Source organism: Cellulomonas sp. WB94 (assembly GCF_003115775.1).
Lineage (GTDB): Bacteria > Actinomycetota > Actinomycetes > Actinomycetales > Cellulomonadaceae > Cellulomonas_A.
On sequence record NZ_QEES01000002.1, the window covers coordinates 1,134,870 to 1,153,742 of the forward strand.

Here is an 18,873-nt window from a genome sequence, read left to right on the forward strand (position 1 = left end):
GGCGTTCCAGCTTGTTGAGACGCTGAGCGACCGCGCTGGTGGTGATCATGGCGTCGCGGGCGAGCACGCGCGGCGAGATCCGGTAGGGCGGGCCGCTGCGCAGCAGGGTGGCCAGGACGTCGAACGACGAGGCGTCGATCCCGTGCTCGGCGAAGGTCCGCGCGAGGCGTGCGTCGACGGCCGCGGAGGCCCGGCTCAGCCGCCCGACGACGCCCATCGGGGACACGTCGAGACCCGGCTTCTCGCTGTGCCACTGCTCGAGGATGCGGTCGACGTCGTCGGTCATCCCGCCATGCTAGCCAAACGCTAAGCGCTTAGTTACTATCACTAAGTGCTTAGCAAATACCCGGCCCTCCTGATCGGCACAGCCGCAGCGCCCGCGCTCTGGGGCTCGACCTACCTGGCGACGACGACGCTGCTGCCCGCCGACCGTCCCCTGCTCGCGGCAACCCTGCGCGCCCTGCCCGCAGGCGTCCTCCTTCTCCTCATGTGCCGACGACTGCCTCACGGCATCTGGTGGTGGAGGTCCTGGGTTCTCGGCACGCTCAACATCGCCGCGTTCTTCGCGCTGCTCTTCGTGGCCGCCTACCGCCTCCCCGGTGGCGTGGCCGCCATGGTCGGGGCGATCCAGCCGCTCCTCGTCGCACTGCTCGCGCACCGGGTGCTCGGCGAACGCGTGACCACCCGCGCCGTGTTCTCCGCAGTCGCCGGCCTCGCCGGTGTCGCCCTCATCGTGCTGCGCGCCCAGGCGCGGCTGGACGCCCTCGGTCTCGTCGCTGCCGTGGGCGGCGCACTCTCGATGGGGACGGGGATCGTCCTGGCGAAGAAGTGGGGTCAGCCGGCGCCCCCGCTGACGACCACGAGCTGGCAGCTCGTCGCGGGCGGCCTCACGCTGGTCCCCCTCCTGCTGACGATCGAGGGGCTGCCGCCGGAACTCCTCACGGCGCGGAACCTGGCGGGCTACGCCTACCTGTCGCTGCTGGGGACGGCCTTCGCGTACGTGATGTGGTTCCGCGGGATCGCCCGCCTGCCCACGCGGATCCCCTCGTTCCTGGGCCTGCTGAGCCCTGTCGTCGCCATTCTGCTCGGCTGGCTGCTCGCCGGTCAGGCGATGGCCGCAGCGCAGGTCGCCGGGGTCGCGATCGTCCTCACCTCGATCCTCACCGCCGTCATCCCGTGCCGAGCACGGGCCGCCGCTGCCCACGACGAAAGGCCGTCGCGGCCCGTGCTCGCGTGGGTAGGGTCGGGTCATGACGCTCGAGATCAGAGACGTCCAGCACGCCTTCGGTGACCGCGTGGCCCTCGACGGAGTGAGTCTCGACGTCGTCCCGGGCGTGCTCACCGGCCTCCTCGGCCCGAACGGCGCCGGCAAGACGACCCTCCTGCGGATCCTGCTCGGCGTGCTGAGCCCGGACCACGGGCAGGTGCGGTACGACGGCCGTCCGGTCGTCGAGGAGGACCGCCGCAGGTGGGGCTACATGCCGCAGGAGCGCGGGCTGTACCCCGGGATGCCGGCGGGCGACCAGGTCGTGCACTTCGGGCGGCTGCACGGGCTGTCCAAGCGCGATGCGACGACCCGGGCGCACGCGCTGCTCGCCGAGCTCGACCTCGACGACCGGTGGGCGGACCGCACCGACAAGCTGTCCGGCGGCATGCAGCAGCGCCTTCAGCTCGCGACCGCCCTCGTGCACGAGCCCGAGGTCATCGTCCTCGACGAGCCGTTCGCCGGCCTCGACCCGGTGGCCGTCGCGAGCCTGTCCGAGACCCTGCGCCAGCGTGCCGACGCCGGCTGCACCATGCTGTTCTCGAGCCACCAGCTCGACCTCGTCCAGGACCTCTGCGAGGACATCGCGATGATCGACCGCGGGCGCGCGGTGCTCCAGGGCAACGTCGCCACGCTGCGCGCGTCGTCGGGCCGACGCCAGCTGCGGCTGCACGTCGACGCGCCGAACCGCTCCTGGCTCGACGCCTGGCCCGGCGTGACGGTCATCAGCGCCGAGGCCGACGACCTGCGCCTCGAGGTCCCGCACGACGTCGAGCCCCTCGACCTGCTCGACGCCGCCCGGGCGGGCGGCCGGGTCGTCGACTTCGGGCTCGAGCTGCCCACCCTCTCGCAGCTGTTCCTGGCAGCGGCCGACCGCACCGTCGACTGGGACGGAGCGAGCTGATGCGCGCCTGGTGGCAGGGCACCCGCCTGGTGGCGGAGCGAGGGCTCGTCGAGAACGTCCGGTCGCGGTCGTTCAGTGTCGTCACCGGCCTGCTGCTGCTCGTCTCCATCGCTGCCGTCGTCCTCCCGCGGCTGCTCGGTGGCGGCCCCACGACGTACACGCTCGCGACGATCGGCGACGCGCCGGCGGCCGTCGTGGCGACGCTCGACGCGGCGGGCTCGTCGGGCGGGTTCACGGTGACGTTCGTGACCCGCGACACCGAGGACGCCGTCCGGCTCGCGGTCCGCGACGGTGACGCCACCGCGGGCCTCGCCGGGCACAACCTCTACACGTCGTCCCAGGCGGGCCTGACCTTCCCGGCCCTCGTGGCCCAGACCGTGATGACTCTCGAGATGTCGAGCCGCCTCGCCGAGGCGGGGCTGAGTGCCGCGCAGGTCGCCGAGATCCAGTCCGTGCGGCCGCCCACGCAGATCAGCGTCGGCCGCGTGGCCGACGAGGGACGCGCCGGCGTCGGGATCGCCGTCGGCATCCTCCTGTACCTCGCGCTGACCTTCGCGGGGAGCGCGATCGCCACGACCGTGGCCATGGAGAAGTCCACCCGCATCTCCGAGGTGCTGCTCGCCGTCCTGCGCCCCAGCCAGGTGCTCGTGGGCACCGTGCTGGCCGTCGGTGCGGCCACGCTCCTGCAGATGCTCGTGCTCGCGACACCGCTCGTGGTCGCCCTGCGGGTCACCGACGACATCGGGCTGCCACCGGTCGCCGGGGGCGACATCGCGCTCGCCGTCGTGTGGTTCGTCCTCGGGTTCCTGCTCTACGCGTTCCTGTTCGCGGCGACCGCGGCGCTCGTCAACAAGGTCACCGAGGTCGGCTCGGCGATCCTGCCCGTCACCATGACCCTCCTCGCGGGCTACCTCCTGGCGCTCACCGTCGTCGCGGGCGACCCGAACGGCGGGTGGGGCGTGGCGGCGTCGATGTTCCCGCTCAGCGCACCGTTGGCGATGCCGATCCGGTGGGCCGCGGGCGAGGTCCCGCTCTACCAGCTGCTGCTCGCGATGGCGCTCACGGCCGGCACCGCGGTGCTGCTCGTCTCGCTCGCGTCGTCCATCTACCGCCGGGCCCTGCTCATCACCGGCCACCGCGTGAAGCTGCGCGAGGTCATCGGGCGCCGGCCGGTGAGCCAGTGACGCTGCCGAGCGGGACGAGGGGGGCGCACGCCGTGACGATGGGCTCGCGAGGACGGTTGGTCGTCCCCGCGCAGGTACGCGAACGCGCCGGCCTGGCCGTGGGTGCGCCTCTCATCCTGCTCGAGACGACGTCCGGTCTGGTGGTGATGACCCGGGAGCAGGCGCGCGACCAGGTGCGCACTCAGCTGGCCGACGCCGAGCTTGTCCCTCAGCTGCTCACCGAACGTCGCAAGGCTGCCGAGCGCGAGTACACCGCAGAACCGTGGTGAGCGGGCCGCCGGGCGCGGCGCAACCAATGCGCGGAGTTGTTCACCGAAAGCCCCGTGCGGACACCGGCATCCGGGCACGCCGAGCCGTCCCGGCGGCCGTCAGCCACACAGCGCTTTGCATGGTCACCCGAGATCGGCACTCACGACGTTCCCCCGCCTCACCGGCGCGGCAAGCTACCCCCCCACTGGATCCACCGAGAGTCAGCTAACGATTTCGGAAGGGCAGACGATGGACAGCTACGCCCGCTACTTGCGCAAGCCGTACAAATTGGGCCGCCAGCAGCATCTCGGCGACTTTCTCGATTACCTGCTTGAGGTCGGCGCCGTTTCTTCATGGCATCTACGCCACGAGGGGCCCACCGCGATCTGGGTGGTTTCAGAGGGTGGGCGTCCGTCGCGCGAGTACACGACGAGGCAGGCGGAGGCTCTCGCCGAGGCGATCGCGGACAACGTCCAGATCTATTGGCGACCCGTGCCGAGTCCCGGGGGCGAGAACCTGTATCGGGCGATGCGTGCACAGATCGCCGCGCGACGTCGCAAGCTCGCGCAAGAACCGCTCACCCACGGTCCCGGGGCCTTGACCCCTGAGGGTGGACACGCTGATTCCAGGTCTGGCCTGGAGGAAGCGAGAAGATCTGATCATGGCGAGGAAGACGTACTCGGCGGAGTTCCGCCGCGATGCGGTCGAGCTGTACCGCTCGACGCCGACAGCGACGGTCGCGGGGATCGCGGCTGATCTGGGGATCATGGACACGACCCTGTCGGGTTGGATCAAGGCCGCTGGGGTGGCGATCCGCGGGCAGTCCCGGCCGGCATCGACGGCCCCGCCGCCGGGTGAGACACCCGAGCAGGAGCTCGTGCGACTTCGCTCGCGGGTGCGTGAGCTGGAGGACTCCGAGCGCAAGCTGAGCACCGAGCGGGAGATCTTGCGCGCGGCGGCGAAGTATTTCGCCGGGGAGACGAACTGGTGAGCCGCTTCCAGTTCGTCGCCGACCACCAGTCCACCTTCGAGGTGAAGCGGTTGTGCCAGGTCGTTCAGGTCGCACGGTCCTCGTTCTACAAATGGCTGTCCGCAGCCCCGGCCCGCGCGGCACGCCAGACGGCCGATGCGGCCCTGGCCGCGCGGATCGCCGCGGTGCACGCCACCGACAGTGCGTGCGGGGCGCCGCGGATCACCGCCGAGCTCAACGACGGCGCCGGCGAGCAGGAGCGTGTCAACCACAAGCGCGTCGCCCGGGTGATGCGCGCCCATCACATCGCCGGGATCCGGCTGCGCCGACGGGTGCGCACCACCGTGCCCGACCCGGACGGCCAGCTGGTCCCGGACCTGCTCGAGCGTGACTTCACGGCCCACGCACCGAACACGAAGTACGTCGGGGACATCACCTACCTGCCCTGCGGGGCCGGGCAGTTCCTCTACCTGGCCACCGTGATCGACTGCTACTCCCGGCGCCTGGTCGGCTGGTCGATCGCCGACCACATGCGCACCGACCTGGTCGCCGACGCCCTGCGCGCAGCCGCCCGAGAACGCGGGTCGCTGGCCGGGGCGATCTTTCACAGCGACCACGGCGGTCAGTACGTCGCCAAGGACTACACCGCGCTCTGCGAGCGGCTGGGCGTGACCCGCTCCATGGGCGCCGTGGGGACCTCTGCGGACAACGCAATGGCCGAGTCCTTCAACGCCTCCCTCAAGCGCGAGACCCTCGCCGGCTCCCACGGGTGGCCCGACGCGACCACCGCACGTCGGGTCGTGTTCGCGTGGATCACCCGCTACAACACCCGCCGCCGCCACTCCTACTGCGACTACCTCAGCCCCATCACCTACGAGAACACCCACTACGCGGCTACGCTGGCCACCGCCGCGTGAAACCCACCGCGTGTCCACCACCGGGGGTCAAGCCCCCCGACCTCCTGGGCGAGCACTGGGCCTGAGTGGAACCGGGACTTTCTCGATGTGCGGTTCACACCGGCCGAAGGTGTATGACCTGGCCACCAGACAGCAGATGTGGGCCTTGGTTGGCATGAGCCGACAGGCCTGTTCGGTACCCCGGTTGTATTCGAAGAGTCGGCATTGTCGGCGTGCTTCGCGCCGATCCGATCAGTCCAGGCCTGCGCCCGACAGATTGTCGGTGACGTCCTCGTACTGCTGCGTGCCGGGAAGTGCGCTCGGCGCGTAGATGAGGCGGACGACTCCGGTCGGGAACGTCTCCGAGCGCAGCAGCCGCAGCGGGTAGATCGGCTCGCCCTCGTCGAAGAGCCGCTCGCCCTTGCGGGCCGCCACCGGGTGCACCAGCAGGCGCAGCTCGTCGAGCAGGCCCGCCGCGAGCAGCTGCCGCACGATCGAGATCGACCCCGGGACGACGATCTTGTCGACGCCGGGCTCGGCCCCGAGCGCCCGCACCGCCCCGACCAGGTCGTCGTGCACCGCCTCGACGTTCCGCCAGCCGAGGTCCTGGTCCCCCCTTGTCGCGACGACCTTGCGGGTGTCACCGAGCTGCGCCGCGAAGGTCGCGTCCTCACCGCCAGCAGTCTCCCGTTCCGGCCACGCTCCCGCGAAGCTGTCGTAGGTCACGCGCCCAAGCAGGAGCGCGTCCGCGCCCTCGTAGTCCTCGCCGACGGCCGCACCCATGTGCTCGTCGAAGTACGGGAAGTGCCATGCCGGGTCGATCTCGACGACACCGTCGAGCGACATGAACAAGGTCGAGACGATCGTTGCCATGGGGATCCTCCGGGGTCGTCACCGCGCCCGCACCTCGTGTCAACGCCGGGCGAATATTGACCCCCTGGTGCTGGGCGGATTCTGGGGCGGATTCGAGTCATCGTCGCAACGTTGACGGTGTTCATCGTGCCAGTGCGGGGGTGAAGACGTCGATCGGGGCCTTCCATCCGAGGGGTGGGTTCCAGCGGACGTCGCAACACGTCCTTGATGCTGGGGGTTGTGTTGTCTCGACTCGTCAGGCGGGGCGGGGAGCTGTTACGGAGTCTCGGATCACGAGAGTGGTGTGGAGCCGACGACGGTGCAACTGGCTGTCGTGGGCTGCGATGGCGTCGACGAGGTACTCGGAGGCCAGTCGTCCCTTTGCCTCTATGGGTTGGCGTGCAGTGGTCAGTCCGGGGCGCGCCCACTCGGACTCGGGCAGGTCGTCGAATCCGGTGACGGAGAGCTCGCCGGGCACGTCGATGCCTAGCTCATGCGCCGCGTCGAGCACGCCGAAGGCGATGATGTCGGAGAAGGTGATCACCGCAGTCGGGTGCTCACCATGCAGCCAGACGTCCCGCAGTGCCGCCGCACCGCCCGCGCGGGTACACGGGATCTCGCGGATCTGAACCCGAGGATCGTCGATCGCCAGGCCGTAGTTCTCGAGAGCCTGGTCAACTCCACGCTTGCGTCGAGAGAGAGGTCCGTGCCAGCCCGTCGGGCCGCCTGTGGTTCCGGACTCGAATGCGAGCACGAGGATTCGGCGGTGGCCCTGGCTGAGGATGTACTCGGCGACCTCCCGCATCCCGTTCTCTTCGTCCACGTCGATGCATGAGACACCGTCGGTCTCGTCGCTGTCGACGAGCACGAACGGGATGCACCGTTGGCGCAGCGCCTGGACCTCGCCGCGGTCGGCTTCCAGGCCGCAGACGACGAAGCCGTCGACCGCCGCGTAGGGGATCGCTTTGAGCATGGATCCGCGCAGCGGAGGCACGAGGAGCATGGACAGCCCTTCCTGGTGGCACGTTTGACCGATGCCTCGGAAGAACTGGGTGTAGTAGGGGTTCTCGAGAGTTGCGTCGATCTGCTGCGGCAGGAGCACCCCCAGGGAGTTGGTGCGGCCTGTCCGCAGCATCCGCGCGGCCGGATCACGAACGTAGCCGAGCTCCTCGGCAACCGCGAGGATCTGCTGGAGGGTCGCCTCGGACAGTCGCGACGGGTTGTTGAAGGCGAACGAGACCGCGGTCTTGGAGACGTTTGCCTTGGCCGCGACGTCGGCCATCGTGGCTCGGCGGGGGCTCACGGGCGCTGCCCTGTCGTCCAGACCACGGCCGAACGTCCCGGGACCCGCAGTGCTGCATCGGCCGGAATGGATGGGCCCGCAGCGGGCCACGCCTCGACCAGGTCCACGTTCCCGACGGCTGACCGGGGGACGTCCACATCGACCGGTCCACGGTTGACCGCCACGAGAACGACGTCGTCGTCGAGCGTCCGGCGCCGCACCACGACGTCGCCTACCGCGTAGGGGTACTCGTCCGTTCCCTTGCGAAGAGCCGGCAGCTTGGCCCGAAGCGCCAGGAGTGAGGTCAGCCACTGCAGCGTCTCGGTGTCCCAGCGATCCTTCTGCCACTCCATGCCCGCCCGGCACCCCGGGTCGTTGTCCCCGGCCATGCCGATCTCGTCGCCGTAGTAGACCATCGGCACTCCCGGTGCGGTGGTGAGCAGAGTGAGCGCGAGCCGAGTCGCGACCGCGTCGTCCCCGTGCCGGGTGACGAGTCGTTCGGTGTCGTGGCTGCCCAACAAGTTCAGCATGCTCGGGCGGGCGTGGTGCGGGACCTGGTCTCGCAGGTCGTTCATTCCGGCGGCGAAGGTCCTCGCGTCCTGCTTGCGGTCGGCGGTGAAGCCGAGCACCAGGTCGCGCAGCGTGTAGTTCATGGTCCCGTCGGCGGTGTCGCCGGCCAACCACTGGGTCGGCGAGCGCCACTCCTCGGCGACGATGTACGCCTCGGGGTTGACCTCCTTGACGACGCGGCGGAACTCCCGCCAGAAGGCCGTGGGGACGAAGTACGGCACGTCGAGCCGCCACCCGTCGATCCCCTGCTCGAGCCAGTAGCGGGCCACCTTCAGGTGGTGCTCGCGGACCTCGGGGTTGTGCAGGTTCCACTTGGGCAGGTACCAGCAGCCCGAACACGTGCCGTAGTTGGGGACCGGCCGTTGCACCACCGGAAGGTCCTCCACGTAGAACCAGTTCACGTACGGGGACTGGGCACCGTTGGCGACGACGTCCTGGAATGCCCAGTGGCCGACGCCGCAGTGGTTGAGCACGGCGTCGAGCACCACCCGGACGCCTCGTGCGTGCGCCTCACGAATCAGTTCGCGGAACGAGCCGAGGTCTCCCAAGAGGGGGTCGATCGTGAAGTAGTCGTGGGCGTCGTAGCGGTGGTTGGTGCCCGCGGCGAAAATTGGCGTCAGATACAGGGCATTCGCACCCAGGTCGACTATGTGGTCCAGATGCGCGACGATTCCCGCCAGGTCACCACCAAGAAATCCGTCCCGGGCCGGGGGTGAGTCCCAGGCCCGCACGTCGGGCGGGTTGAGCGCGGGGTCGGCGTTGGCGAACCGATCGGGGAAGATCTGGTAGAAGACGGCGTCCTGGACCCAGGCTGGTACGGACGCCGGGGTGGCGGCCTGCGAGCTGCTCATGATGTGCGGGTTCATCCTTTCACGCCGGTACCGGCGACACCGCGGATCAGGGCCCGCTGAAAGATCAAGAACATGACGATAGTCGGGATAGCGGACGTCAAGGTGCCCGCCATCAGATAGTTCCACGAGGTGGCGTAGCGGCCTTGGAACGCCGCTAGCCCGATCTGGATGGTGCGCATGTCATCGCCGTTGGTGACCAGCAGGGGCCACAGGAAGTCGTTCCAGGCGAACAGCATCGCGAAGATCGCGAGCGTGGCCAGGGACGCCGTGGACAGCGGGACGACCACTTGAAGGAACGTGCGCACGCGTCCGCAGCCGTCCAGCTGAGCGGCCTCCTCGATCTCCTTCGGGATGGTCGAGAAGTACTGTCTCAGCAGGACGATGCCGAACACGTCGGCCAGCCTCGGGACGATCAACGCCCAGTAGGTGTCCGTCCAGTGGAACTGCACGACCAGGGAGAACGCCGGGATGATCGTGACGAATTGCGGCACCATCATCGTGGCCAGAAGGAGCAGGAAGATCGCGTTCTTCGCTGGGAAGCGCAATCGCGCGAAGGCGTATGCGGCCAGCGAGTCCAGCACGAGGTGTCCCAGGACGATGCCGATGGTCATCACGATGCTGTTGAAGTAGTAGCGGCTGAACGGGGCCGCCTGCCATGCGTGGACGTAGTTCTCCCAGTGCCACTCAGTGGGCCAGACCCGGGTGAATATCTCCGAGCGCTTCTTCACCGAGGTGAGGAACATCCACACGAACGGCACGATGACTGTGGCGCTGCCGAAGATCAGTAGCGTGTGACGGGCCGCAGTGCCCCAGCGGGTGTGCCCGGGGCGCCGAGCGGTCGTGGTCGAGGTCGCGCTCATGCCAGATCAGACTCCCCCGAGCCGGTGGCCTTCCACTGCACGAGCGTGACGCCCAGCATCAGCGCGAGGGTCGCGAAGGCGATCGCCGCCCCGTAGCCGAACTCGCCGAGCTTGAAGGCGTAGCGGTACATGAGCATCCCGAGCACCTCGGTTCCTCCGGTGGGTCCGCCTCCGGTCAGCACGTAGACGAGATCGAAGGACTGGAAGGCGGTGATGAGGGCCTGGATGACCACGAAGAAGGTCATGGGCCGCAGGAGCGGCACGGTAATCCAGCGGATCCGTTGCCAAAGGCTCGCTCCGTCCAGCTGCGCCGCCTCGGTCAAGGAGACCGGCAGGGCCTGCAGCGCGGTCAGGTACAAGATCGCGTTGAAGCCGAGGTTCTTCCAGACGGTGAGCAACGTCAGTGCGCCCAGTGCCGTCCAGCGTTGGTTGAGCCAGTCGACGGTCGGCATGCCGATCCATTCCAGGGCTCTGTTGATCACGCCGGACGGGTCGAGCATGTACCGCCAGACGATTGCCGCCGCCACCGATGACGTGACGACTGGCAGGAAGTAGATGCCGCGGTAGATCGCCCGGCCACGCAACGGTGCGTCCAGCAGCAAGGCGATGCCCAGACCGGAGGCCACTGACAGGACGCTGACACCGAAGGCGTAGATGACTGTGACGACGAGGGAGTTCCAGAACTCGTGGTCGGCGAGCATCCGGGCGTAGTTGTCCAGGCCGACGAACTTCTGGGCAGTGCCGAAGCCGTTCCACGACGTGAGGCTGAGCAACCCGCCCGACACGATGGGGTAGATCACGAACGTGCCCAGGATGATCAGCGCCGGGACGAGGAACCCGACCGCGGTGAGGACCTCGCGCCGGCTATACCGGTCCCGCACCGACCGCCGGGTGCGCTCCAGGGAGCTCCCGACGGCCGGCGCGGTGGTCGACACGATGGTCATCGACCGGTGGTGAGAACAGCGTTGACGTCCGTCTCGGCGCCCTTCAGCGCGTCGTCCACGGAGACCTGACCGGCCAGAGCCTTCTCGATCTGCTTGGCGAAGGCCAGCGACACCTGCGGGTACAGCGGGGTGTTGGGCCGGGACTTGGCCGTGGCCAGCTGGTCGACGAAGGGCTGCATGCGTGGCTCGGTCGTGGCGATCCACTGCTTGTACGCGGCGGAGTCGCCCACGGCCTTGCGCACGGGCAGCATGCCCGTCTTCTCGCTCCAGGAGGTGACCTGCTCGGGGGCCAGGAACCAGGTCAGGAAGTCAGCAGAGGCCTTCTGCGTGGCTTCGTCGGAGGTGAAGACGACGGCACGCTCACCACCCATGTTCGTGGCGGGCTTGCCGTCCGAGGGGTACGGGACGGTGGCCGCGCCGAAGTCGAACGGCGGGTCGGACTTCCAGATCCCGACCATCCAGGCACCCTCCTGCGCGCCGCCGGCGTTGCCCTTCTCGAACGCGCCCCACTGCGTGCGAGGCGCCAGGCCCTTGTTCAGCAGGTCGACCCAGAACTGCAGCGCCTTCTTGCCCGCCGCGGTGTTGAACGCCGCGGTCTTGTTGTCGGCACTGAGGAACTCACCACCGGCCTGCCACAGGCTCACCTGGAAGTTCCAGGTCAGACCCTCCCCGGAGTCCCCCGCCTGCGTGTACAGCTCGACACCGGGTTCGCCGGTCTTGTCCTTGATCTGCTGCGCCTGGGTTACCAGGTCCTCCCAGGTCTTTGGAGGGCTATCCGGGTTGAGCCCGGCTTTCTTGTACAGGTCCTTGTTGTACATGTACCCGAGGTTGTTGGTGGACACCGGGACGGCGTACTGCTTGTCCCCGTCCTTGCCGAAGTCCAGCAGCGCCGGGTAGATGTCGGACATCGTTGCCGAGTCGATCAGCGGCTTGAGGTCGACGAGCTTGCCGGTCTGTGCGACCTGCGGGACCGAGACCAGGTCCATGATCGCCATCGACGGCAACGTGTCGGTCTTGGCGGACGTCTGGATCTTGGTGATCAGGTCCGAGCTGGGGATGTTCACTGCCTTGACCGTCACGCCGGGGTGGCTCTTGGAGTACTCGTCGGCCATGGCCTGGAAGGTGTCGGCATTGGCGCCGTCCCAGTAGTGCCACACGTTCACGGTGACGGGCTTGGCGGGCGCGCTCGTCGTCGCCGCGCTGGTTGGTGTCGATCCAGGTGCGCACGCAGCCACGGTCAACAGACCAATGGCGATACTCGATGCCAGTGCAGTCCTGCGAAGCATCATTGCTCCTTTGTCATGCCGACGGTCGCCGGCGTAGGTGAAGGTGAAACGCCGTCGCACTCGGCGACGGACAACCACGCGCAGGCATCCGTGGGGAGAATCCTGCCGTTGATCGGCGCGCTGGACACCCGCACGGTGCCCCAGGCGTCGGGAAGGACCAGCTCGCGCGCTGAGGTGTTGACCACGCACACGCCGTCGCCGCGGCGGAAGGCGACGACGTCGTGCCCGGCTTCCAGCCACGTCAGGTCATCGCCGGCGAACAACCCCGTACGCGTGCGGGCGTGTACGGCCCGGCGAACCACTCCAAGCGGGGACCACGGGTCCCGCTCCTGGACCTCCACGCTGAGCGCCCCGAACAGCCCGGGCTGCGGCAGCCACGCGCTGGCCGCGTCAGTGAAGCCGAACGTCGCCGGCTCTGCAGTCCACGGCATCGGTACGCGGCACCCGTCACGGCCCAGCTCGGATCCACCGGACCGGACCCAGATCGGGTCCTGCCGTACGTGATCCGGCAGATCAAGGACCTCCGGGAGCGCCAGCTCGTCACCCTGGTACAGGTACGCAGCGCCCGGCAGCGCCAGCATCAGCAAAGAAGCGGCGACCGCGCGGCGACGACCAAGCGGCAGATCGACCGGCCCGCGACGGCGCGCGGAGGCAAGCATGTCCGCCGGATCTGGCGCCTGGATCACCTGCTGCTGCCCGTAACGGGTTGCCGGCCGGTGCACGTCGTGGTTGGCCAGGGCCCACGCGGTGCCCGGCCGAAGACCGTGCTCAACGGCACCGCGGATCGACGCGGCATGCCAGGGCTGCACCAGCAAGTGGAAGTCGAACGCCTGCCCAAGCTCATCCGGGGATGCGTACGCGACCAGGTCTGCGGTCGACGCGACCCAGACTTCACCCACGAAGCACGCGCCATACTCGTCAGCAATCTTGCGCCAGCGCCGGTACACGTCGTGCACGCCGGGCTGGTTCCACATGAACTCGTTGCTCGTCCCCGGTGCACCGTTCCAGTCCGGAAGCCCGTCCTGCTTGACGAGCCCGTGCGCTACATCGACGCGGAACCCGTCAACGCCCCGGTCGAACCAGAACCTCAAGACGTCATCCATCATCTCGAGCACCTCGTCGCAGCCCCAGTTGAAGTCCGGCTGGGAGGAGTCGAACGAGTGCAGGTACCACTGCCCGTCGGGAAGCCGGGTCCAGGCAGCGCCGCCGAACACGCTGCCCCAGTTGTTCGGCGGGAGCGCCCCGTTGGGTCCGCGCCCGTCGGAAAAATGGAACCTGGACCTGGCCTGGGAGCCAGCCGGTGCGCCGACGGCCTCACGAAACCATGCGTGCTCAACCGAACAGTGGTTCGGGACCAGGTCGAGCATCACGCGCAGCCCACGGGCGTGTGCGGCGGTCACGAAGGCTTCCAGCTCCGCAACGGTCCCGAACAGGGGATCGATCTGCGTGTAGTCCGCCACGTCGTACCCATGGTCTGCCTGCGGTGACTGGAAGCACGGGCTCAACCAGAGCGCGTCGACGTCGAGAGACGCCACGTGGTCGAGGTGAGCGGTCAAGCCCGCGAAGTCACCGACCCCGTCCCCGTTCCCGTCCGCGAACGAGCGGAGGTACACCTGGTACACGACCGCCTCGTCGATCCAACTCACGACGCACGCTCCATTGCCTTGCACTCCTGTTGGTTCGTCCGAGAAGTCCGGGCCACGACCCGGGAGGGGACCGTGAGCTGGGACGGTGGAACGGCCCACCTCACGGCTCGCCGCTGCGTTAGTAATTCGATTTACTAACACCGTAGCAGAGGGAGTGCGACCGGTGTCAAGACCCAGTTGGCGACGCGGGGCACCTGTCTTGGAGCTGTCCCTCGACGGCCAAGCGGTGTCTGCAAGGGCGCCTGCCCGGCATGGCGCGGGACTCGGCCCATCATGGTTGCGGGGTGGCTCTTCACCCCTGCATCGAACTTGCTGACGACCCCGACGGCGGCCACGATGCACGGACCTGCCGGTTCGGCCGGCCGGACGCGGGCTTAGAGATCGACGTGACCGACACGCATCGCGACGACTTCGTGTGCGCGCTGCAGCAAGGGCGAATCGGCAGATCCAATGCAGGGCGTCGGCGGACTGCCACCTGCAGACCGCTGACCTGCGGTGATGAGCGGATGGATGTGAGCACCGTGCTCGGGACTCAGCTTGAGGTGCCGATGAGTCACGCAGCCGAACGACCGGTCGCTGACGACGCCAGCCCCGATCCGCACCCGGGCCCGGAGTCCGCCCGGCGTATCGCAAGCGGGTGACTGCGGGCGCGGAACTCCTCAGTGGTCCACACGTCGTAGGTGGGGCCTTGACCCCTGAGGGTGGACACGCTGATTCCAGGTCTGGCCTGGAGGAAGCGAGAAGATCTGATCATGGCGAGGAAGACGTACTCGGCGGAGTTCCGCCGCGATGCGGTCGAGCTGTACCGCTCGACGCCGACAGCGACGGTCGCGGGGATCGCGGCTGATCTGGGGATCATGGACACGACCCTGTCGGGTTGGATCAAGGCCGCTGGGGTGGCGATCCGCGGGCAGTCCCGGCCGGCATCGACGGCCCCGCCGCCGGGTGAGACACCCGAGCAGGAGCTCGTGCGACTTCGCTCGCGGGTGCGTGAGCTGGAGGACTCCGAGCGCAAGCTGAGCACCGAGCGGGAGATCTTGCGCGCGGCGGCGAAGTATTTCGCCGGGGAGACGAACTGGTGAGCCGCTTCCAGTTCGTCGCCGACCACCAGTCCACCTTCGAGGTGAAGCGGTTGTGCCAGGTCGTTCAGGTCGCACGGTCCTCGTTCTATAAGTGGCTGTCCGCAGCCCCGGCCCGCGCGGCACGCCAGGCGGCCGATGCGGCCCTGGCCGCGCGGATCGCCGCGGTGCACGCCACCGACAGTGCGTGCGGGGCGCCGCGGATCACCGCCGAGCTCAACGACGGCGCCGGCGAGCAGGAGCGGGTCAACCACAAGCGTGTCGCCCGGGTGATGCGCGCCCATCACATCGCCGGGATCCGGCTGCGCCGGCGGGTGCGCACCACCGTGCCCGACCCGGACGGCCAGCTGGTCCCGGACCTGCTCGGCCGGGACTTCACGGCCCACGCACCGAACATGAAGTACGTCGGGGACATCACGTACCTGCCCTGCGGGGCCGGGCAGTTCCTCTACCTGGCCACCGTGATCGACTGCTACTCCCGGCGCCTGGTCGGCTGGTCGATCGCCGACCACATGCGCACCGACCTGGTCGCCGACGCCCTGCGCGCAGCTGCCCGCGAACGCGGGTCGCTGGCCGGGGCGATCTTTCACAGCGACCACGGCGGTCAGTACGTCGCCAAGGACTACACCGCGCTCTGCGAGCGGCTGGGCGTGACCCGCTCGATGGGCGCGGTGGGGACCTCTGCGGACAACGCGATGGCCGAGTCCTTCAACGCCTCCCTCAAGCGCGAGACCCTCGCCGGCTCCCACGGGTGGCCCGATGCGACCACCGCACGTCGGGTCGTGTTCGCGTGGATCACCCGCTACAACACCCGCCGCCGCCACTCCTACTGCGACTACCTCAGCCCCGTCGCCTACGAGAACACCCACTACGCAGCTACGCTGGCCACCGCCGCGTGAAACCCACCGCGTGTCCACCATCGGGGGTCAAGCCCCGTGTGCCACAGGACGGTGATCACCACACGCGTGGCCGGGGCCACGACCACGGAGATGTCGCCTCGGGTGTAGATGAAGCGGCCTTCGCCGTAGTCGTTGGCGGAGCGCGTGATCTGCGGGTCGGCGACGACCTCGAGGACGGTGCGCACGGGGACGGCGCGTTCAGCCGCGCATCGGCGAGCGTGCGCACACAGCCGCCATCCGTAGGTGCCACGCAGGTCGATCAGCGCGCTCATCGGACCGCACCGTTCAGCGCCTCGGCGAGACGCGCAGGATGCCAGCGCCCTGAAGTGCCCGCGCGGTTCACGTACCCGAACGTCTCCAGGTACGCCCGGATCCACCGTCCGGACCGGCCGGCCGCCGATGCGACGCGCGCTACCTCGCAGGCTGCGGCGAACCCCCGCGTGGGGCGATCGATGGCTCTGTTCGACATGACGGCCGTGATCAGCTGTGCAGTGGTGGGGGCAAGTGCTTGGAGGTCTTCCAGGACGTTCGCCTCGCTATGGGGTGCCGGGGGTCGCAGGATCTCCTGGAGGCGGCCGCCGGGCGCTCGGTAGATCGGCAGCGGTGACTCAGCCCGCTTGAGCCTGAAGGTGCCCGCGGGTTCAGCGGCGATCAGGGCGAAGCTGCTGTGCTCATCGCGAGTCAGCACGTGTCGGACGGCGACCGCGAGCTGCTGCTGGTGCTTCACGTCGTACTGGCCCCAGTGGGGGATCACTACCCCACCGAGTCGGACGATGCCTGCCTCGAAGCGCCAGACCATGAGGTCCGCCATTGCCTCACGCCAGCTCTCGTCGGACCCGGCGTGGTCGTAGGGGATCTGCGGGCCGAGGTAGACCTGGTGGGATGCGTTCGGCACGCTGCCGGCTTGAACGGCGCGCTCCTCGTGAGTCCAGCCGGTGCTGTCAGCTTTCGACCTGGCGCCGAACAGGATGAGTGGAAGCCGGGATCGCTTCGAGGGTTCCGAGTCCAGCACCGGCGCCTCGGCCGGGTATGTCGCCGTCTGGTACATGCAGTGCTCCTTGGTTCGTCCGGGGCGCAGTGCCCGGGTTCACCTCAAGGTTCAGGGTGACTCATGCACACTTGATAATGGCATATACGACCGACGGGCGGCAGCAATACTTGGAGCCATCTATTTCGGTGCGGAGAACTCATCCGATGGCGAAGTGAACACCGTGACCTGCGACGTTGCTCACACTCCGATGCGTCGTCACTACCTGCTCTCCGACAAAGGAACGGGCCACCTCTCGAGAAATTGGACCCGTTCCGCCCTTGACAGGTTCTGCAGAAGTGACCGCTGGTCGCGCATCCCATCGCGCCGCGCCACCAGCTGGGCCGTCCTGGCGCACACCCGTAGGGCTCTTGGTCGGCTCTCTGCTAGGCCGCGCCCACCAATGCCGCGTCTGGCCGCCTTCGACGCCGCCGAAGGCTGGACGGCCACCCCTGAAGCAGCGACCCCCGGCGAGGCGTCGTCAGCCCCCGGCACTCGCTCGCAGCCGCTCGCGTCGCCACCACCACGAATCCCGGTCAGGCATCGGGATGAATCGAACCGCGCTCACAGTGCGCTGGTGGCCGTCCACTACCGGATGCGCGGTCATCCCGGCCGCCAGCCATGCTCGCGCCCAGTTCTTCTTGGCCAGCGCCGAGTCCTGACCTGTCATCTCCCAGGACATCGGTGACGGTTCTGCGTCAGGACATCGGTGACGGTTCTGGTGGTCTGCGGGGTGACACTTCTGCCCTGAGGGTGGGCGGATGGCTGCCAGTGAACCCATCGATCCCCGTGTCCGTCTCGCGATCGCCCGGTGGCCGGATGACGCGCCCAGGGGTGCGGTCTCGACGTTCTGCGTCGAGCATGGCATATCGCGCAAGTCGTTCTACGAGCTGCGCAAGCGCGGCGAGCTCGAGGGGCCGGCTGCGGTGCTCGAGCCGCGGTCCCGGCGTCCGAAGTCGAGTCCGTCGAGGCTGACCGACGAGGTCAAGTCGCAGGCGATCGGCGTCAGGGCTGCGCTGGAGGCTTCCGGACTGGATCACGGCCCGATCAGCGTGCACGAGAAGATGCACACGATGGGCCTCGCGCAGGTGCCGTCCACGGCGTCGCTGGCCCGGATCTTCCGCGAGGCCGGTGTCGCGCGGGTGGAGCCGAAGAAGAAGCCGAGGGTGTCCTATCGCCGTTTCGTGTATCCGGCACCCAACGCGTGCTGGCAGTTGGACGCGACCGAGTACGTACTGACCGGCGGTCGCAAGTGCGTGATCTTCCAGCTCATCGACGACCACTCCCGCTTCGCCGTCGCGTCCCACGTCGCGTGGGGCGAGACCGCGGACGCCGCCATCACCGTGGTGGACAAGGCCATCGCCGCCCACGGGGTGCCCCAACGCCTGCTCTCGGACAACGGGGTCGCGCTGAACCCGTCCCGGCGCGGGTACGTCGGTCAGCTCGTCGCGCACGTGTCCGCGCTCGGCGTCCAGGCGATCACCGGCAAGCCCTACAAGCCGACCACGCAGGGTAAGAACGAACGCTTCCACCAGACCTTGTTCCGCTACCTCGACAAGCAGCCGATGGCCGGCACGCTCGCCGAGCTACAGGCCCAGGTCGATGAGTTCGACCGCATCTACAACACCGAACGGCCCCACCAGGGGCTACCGGGCCGCATCACGCCGCGCACGGCCTGGGAAGCGACCCCGACGGTCGACGCGCCCCGCCCCAAGCCCGACCGACCCCGGCCGCGACACGAGCACGCGCACGCACCCTCACGACGCCCGCAGACGCTCGGCGACGACACCCGCGTGACGCGACTACGCCCAAACGGCGCCATCCGCCTGCGCAAGGTCACCTACATGGTCGACGGACAACGCGCCGGCGAGGAAGTCCTCGTCGTCCAGGACGGCGACAAGATCCTGGTCACCGACCTGCAGGGCACCATCCTCATCGAGCACACCCGCCCGGCGCCCGGCATCAGGTACGTCGGCAACGGTCGGCCCCGCGGCCGACGACCCAAGACCCCCGAACCTTCACCGATGTCCTGACACACCAACCGTCACCGATGTCCCGACGCAGAACTGTCACCGACGTCCTGAGACATCACACCCGTCGGGAGGTCCCT

17 protein-coding genes and 2 pseudogenes are annotated in these 18,873 nt (G+C 68.7%); 9 read left to right on the forward strand and 10 right to left on the reverse strand.

Annotated elements, in window-relative coordinates; translation table 11 throughout:
• Window positions 1–19: 19 nt before the first annotated feature.
• Window positions 20–286 (reverse strand): annotated as a pseudogene (locus tag DDP54_RS18555) (MarR family transcriptional regulator); the annotation flags it as partial.
• A 45-nt stretch (window positions 287–331) separates the two neighbouring features.
• Here DDP54_RS18555 and DDP54_RS06400 point away from each other — a divergent pair.
• The 6 genes from DDP54_RS06400 to DDP54_RS06420 all read left to right on the forward strand — a co-directional run bounded on the left by DDP54_RS06400 (window position 332) and on the right by DDP54_RS06420 (window position 5,488).
• Window positions 332–1,291: an EamA family transporter gene (locus tag DDP54_RS06400; protein ID WP_109131042.1), complete on the forward strand. Its 960-nt coding sequence runs from the start codon at window positions 332–334 to the stop codon at window positions 1,289–1,291.
• Window positions 1,251–2,168 carry an ATP-binding cassette domain-containing protein gene (locus DDP54_RS06405; RefSeq protein WP_109131043.1) on the forward strand — a complete coding sequence of 306 codons (918 nt, stop codon included), beginning with the start codon at window positions 1,251–1,253 and terminating at the stop codon, window positions 2,166–2,168. Before DDP54_RS06400 ends, DDP54_RS06405 begins: the two co-directional genes overlap by 41 nt.
• Complete coding sequence (locus tag DDP54_RS06410; RefSeq protein ID WP_109131044.1) at window positions 2,168–3,352, forward strand: ABC transporter permease; 1,185 nt, start codon at window positions 2,168–2,170, stop codon at window positions 3,350–3,352. Before DDP54_RS06405 ends, DDP54_RS06410 begins: the two co-directional genes overlap by 1 nt.
• Window positions 3,353–3,390: 38 nt before the next feature.
• The gene (locus DDP54_RS06415) at window positions 3,391–3,621 is read left to right on the forward strand and encodes an AbrB/MazE/SpoVT family DNA-binding domain-containing protein (RefSeq protein WP_109132398.1); all 231 of its coding nucleotides are present in this window, start codon (window positions 3,391–3,393) and stop codon (window positions 3,619–3,621) included.
• Between the two features lie 229 nt (window positions 3,622–3,850).
• Window positions 3,851–4,357, forward strand: coding sequence for a hypothetical protein (locus tag DDP54_RS17950; RefSeq protein WP_146192373.1), 507 nt, complete (start codon window positions 3,851–3,853; stop codon window positions 4,355–4,357).
• Window positions 4,263–5,488 (forward strand): IS3 family transposase gene (locus DDP54_RS06420; protein WP_109130919.1). Its coding sequence is split into 2 segments (ribosomal slippage): window positions 4,263–4,572 and window positions 4,572–5,488, totalling 1,227 coding nucleotides; the frame shifts between segments, so codons are not numbered across the junction. The genes DDP54_RS17950 and DDP54_RS06420 overlap by 95 nt, the downstream gene beginning before the upstream one ends.
• Window positions 5,489–5,719: 231 nt before the next feature.
• Here the strand turns inward: DDP54_RS06420 and DDP54_RS06425 are convergent.
• The 7 genes from DDP54_RS06425 to DDP54_RS06455 all read right to left on the reverse strand — a co-directional run bounded on the left by DDP54_RS06425 (window position 5,720) and on the right by DDP54_RS06455 (window position 13,758).
• Entirely contained in the window at window positions 5,720–6,340 is a 621-nt protein-coding gene (locus tag DDP54_RS06425; RefSeq protein WP_109131045.1) for a dihydrofolate reductase family protein, read from the reverse strand.
• Between the two features lie 235 nt (window positions 6,341–6,575).
• On the reverse strand, window positions 6,576–7,622 hold the full coding sequence (locus DDP54_RS06430; RefSeq protein ID WP_242448256.1) for a LacI family DNA-binding transcriptional regulator: 1,047 nt from the start codon (window positions 7,620–7,622) through the stop codon (window positions 6,576–6,578).
• Window positions 7,619–9,022 carry a glycoside hydrolase family 13 protein gene (locus DDP54_RS06435; RefSeq protein WP_109131047.1) on the reverse strand — a complete coding sequence of 468 codons (1,404 nt, stop codon included), beginning with the start codon at window positions 9,020–9,022 and terminating at the stop codon, window positions 7,619–7,621. The genes DDP54_RS06430 and DDP54_RS06435 overlap by 4 nt, the downstream gene beginning before the upstream one ends.
• Before the next feature lie 11 nt (window positions 9,023–9,033).
• A complete protein-coding gene (locus DDP54_RS06440; RefSeq protein WP_109131048.1) occupies window positions 9,034–9,882 on the reverse strand; it encodes a carbohydrate ABC transporter permease in 849 nt (282 codons plus the stop codon).
• Window positions 9,879–10,826: a sugar ABC transporter permease gene (locus DDP54_RS06445; RefSeq protein WP_109131049.1), complete on the reverse strand. Its 948-nt coding sequence runs from the start codon at window positions 10,824–10,826 to the stop codon at window positions 9,879–9,881. Before DDP54_RS06445 ends, DDP54_RS06440 begins: the two co-directional genes overlap by 4 nt.
• A complete protein-coding gene (locus tag DDP54_RS06450) occupies window positions 10,823–11,989 on the reverse strand; it encodes an ABC transporter substrate-binding protein (RefSeq protein WP_242448257.1) in 1,167 nt (388 codons plus the stop codon). Before DDP54_RS06450 ends, DDP54_RS06445 begins: the two co-directional genes overlap by 4 nt.
• A gap of 122 nt (window positions 11,990–12,111) precedes the next feature.
• Complete coding sequence (locus DDP54_RS06455) at window positions 12,112–13,758, reverse strand: glycoside hydrolase family 13 protein (RefSeq protein WP_109131051.1); 1,647 nt, start codon at window positions 13,756–13,758, stop codon at window positions 12,112–12,114.
• A gap of 284 nt (window positions 13,759–14,042) precedes the next feature.
• Between DDP54_RS06455 and DDP54_RS17955 the strand changes: the two genes are divergently transcribed.
• Both DDP54_RS17955 and DDP54_RS06460 read left to right on the forward strand, forming a co-directional pair.
• Window positions 14,043–14,399 (forward strand): hypothetical protein, encoded by a 357-nt coding sequence (locus tag DDP54_RS17955; protein WP_146192374.1) that lies wholly within the window; start codon window positions 14,043–14,045, stop codon window positions 14,397–14,399.
• A gap of 111 nt (window positions 14,400–14,510) precedes the next feature.
• Window positions 14,511–15,736 (forward strand): IS3 family transposase gene (locus DDP54_RS06460; RefSeq protein WP_109131052.1). Its coding sequence is split into 2 segments (ribosomal slippage): window positions 14,511–14,820 and window positions 14,820–15,736, totalling 1,227 coding nucleotides; the frame shifts between segments, so codons are not numbered across the junction.
• Here DDP54_RS06460 and DDP54_RS06465 read toward each other — a convergent pair.
• On the reverse strand, window positions 15,706–16,008 hold the full coding sequence (locus tag DDP54_RS06465) for a hypothetical protein (protein WP_109131053.1): 303 nt from the start codon (window positions 16,006–16,008) through the stop codon (window positions 15,706–15,708). The genes DDP54_RS06460 and DDP54_RS06465 overlap by 31 nt on opposite strands.
• Window positions 16,005–16,631, reverse strand: coding sequence for a hypothetical protein (locus DDP54_RS06470; RefSeq protein WP_146192375.1), 627 nt, complete (start codon window positions 16,629–16,631; stop codon window positions 16,005–16,007). Before DDP54_RS06470 ends, DDP54_RS06465 begins: the two co-directional genes overlap by 4 nt.
• Before the next feature lie 893 nt (window positions 16,632–17,524).
• Between DDP54_RS06470 and DDP54_RS06475 the strand changes: the two are divergent.
• Window positions 17,525–18,819: pseudogene (locus DDP54_RS06475) on the forward strand (integrase core domain-containing protein); the annotation flags it as partial.
• Window positions 18,820–18,873: the final 54 nt, after the last annotated feature.

Excerpts from the sequence above, each read along its gene's own strand:
- DDP54_RS06405 (WP_109131043.1), top strand. The coding sequence starts at position 1,251 with ATGACGCTCGAGATCAGAGACGTCCAGCACGCCTTCGGTGACCGCGTG.
- DDP54_RS06410 (WP_109131044.1), top strand. The coding sequence starts at position 2,168 with ATGCGCGCCTGGTGGCAGGGCACCCGCCTGGTGGCGGAGCGAGGGCTC.
- DDP54_RS06415 (WP_109132398.1), top strand. The coding sequence starts at position 3,391 with ATGGGCTCGCGAGGACGGTTGGTCGTCCCCGCGCAGGTACGCGAACGC.
- DDP54_RS17950 (WP_146192373.1), top strand. The coding sequence starts at position 3,851 with ATGGACAGCTACGCCCGCTACTTGCGCAAGCCGTACAAATTGGGCCGC.
- DDP54_RS06425 (WP_109131045.1), bottom strand. The coding sequence starts at position 6,340 with ATGGCAACGATCGTCTCGACCTTGTTCATGTCGCTCGACGGTGTCGTC.
- DDP54_RS06435 (WP_109131047.1), bottom strand. The coding sequence starts at position 9,022 with ATGAGCAGCTCGCAGGCCGCCACCCCGGCGTCCGTACCAGCCTGGGTC.
- DDP54_RS06440 (WP_109131048.1), bottom strand. The coding sequence starts at position 9,882 with ATGAGCGCGACCTCGACCACGACCGCTCGGCGCCCCGGGCACACCCGC.
- DDP54_RS06445 (WP_109131049.1), bottom strand. The coding sequence starts at position 10,826 with ATGACCATCGTGTCGACCACCGCGCCGGCCGTCGGGAGCTCCCTGGAG.
- DDP54_RS06465 (WP_109131053.1), bottom strand. The coding sequence starts at position 16,008 with ATGAGCGCGCTGATCGACCTGCGTGGCACCTACGGATGGCGGCTGTGT.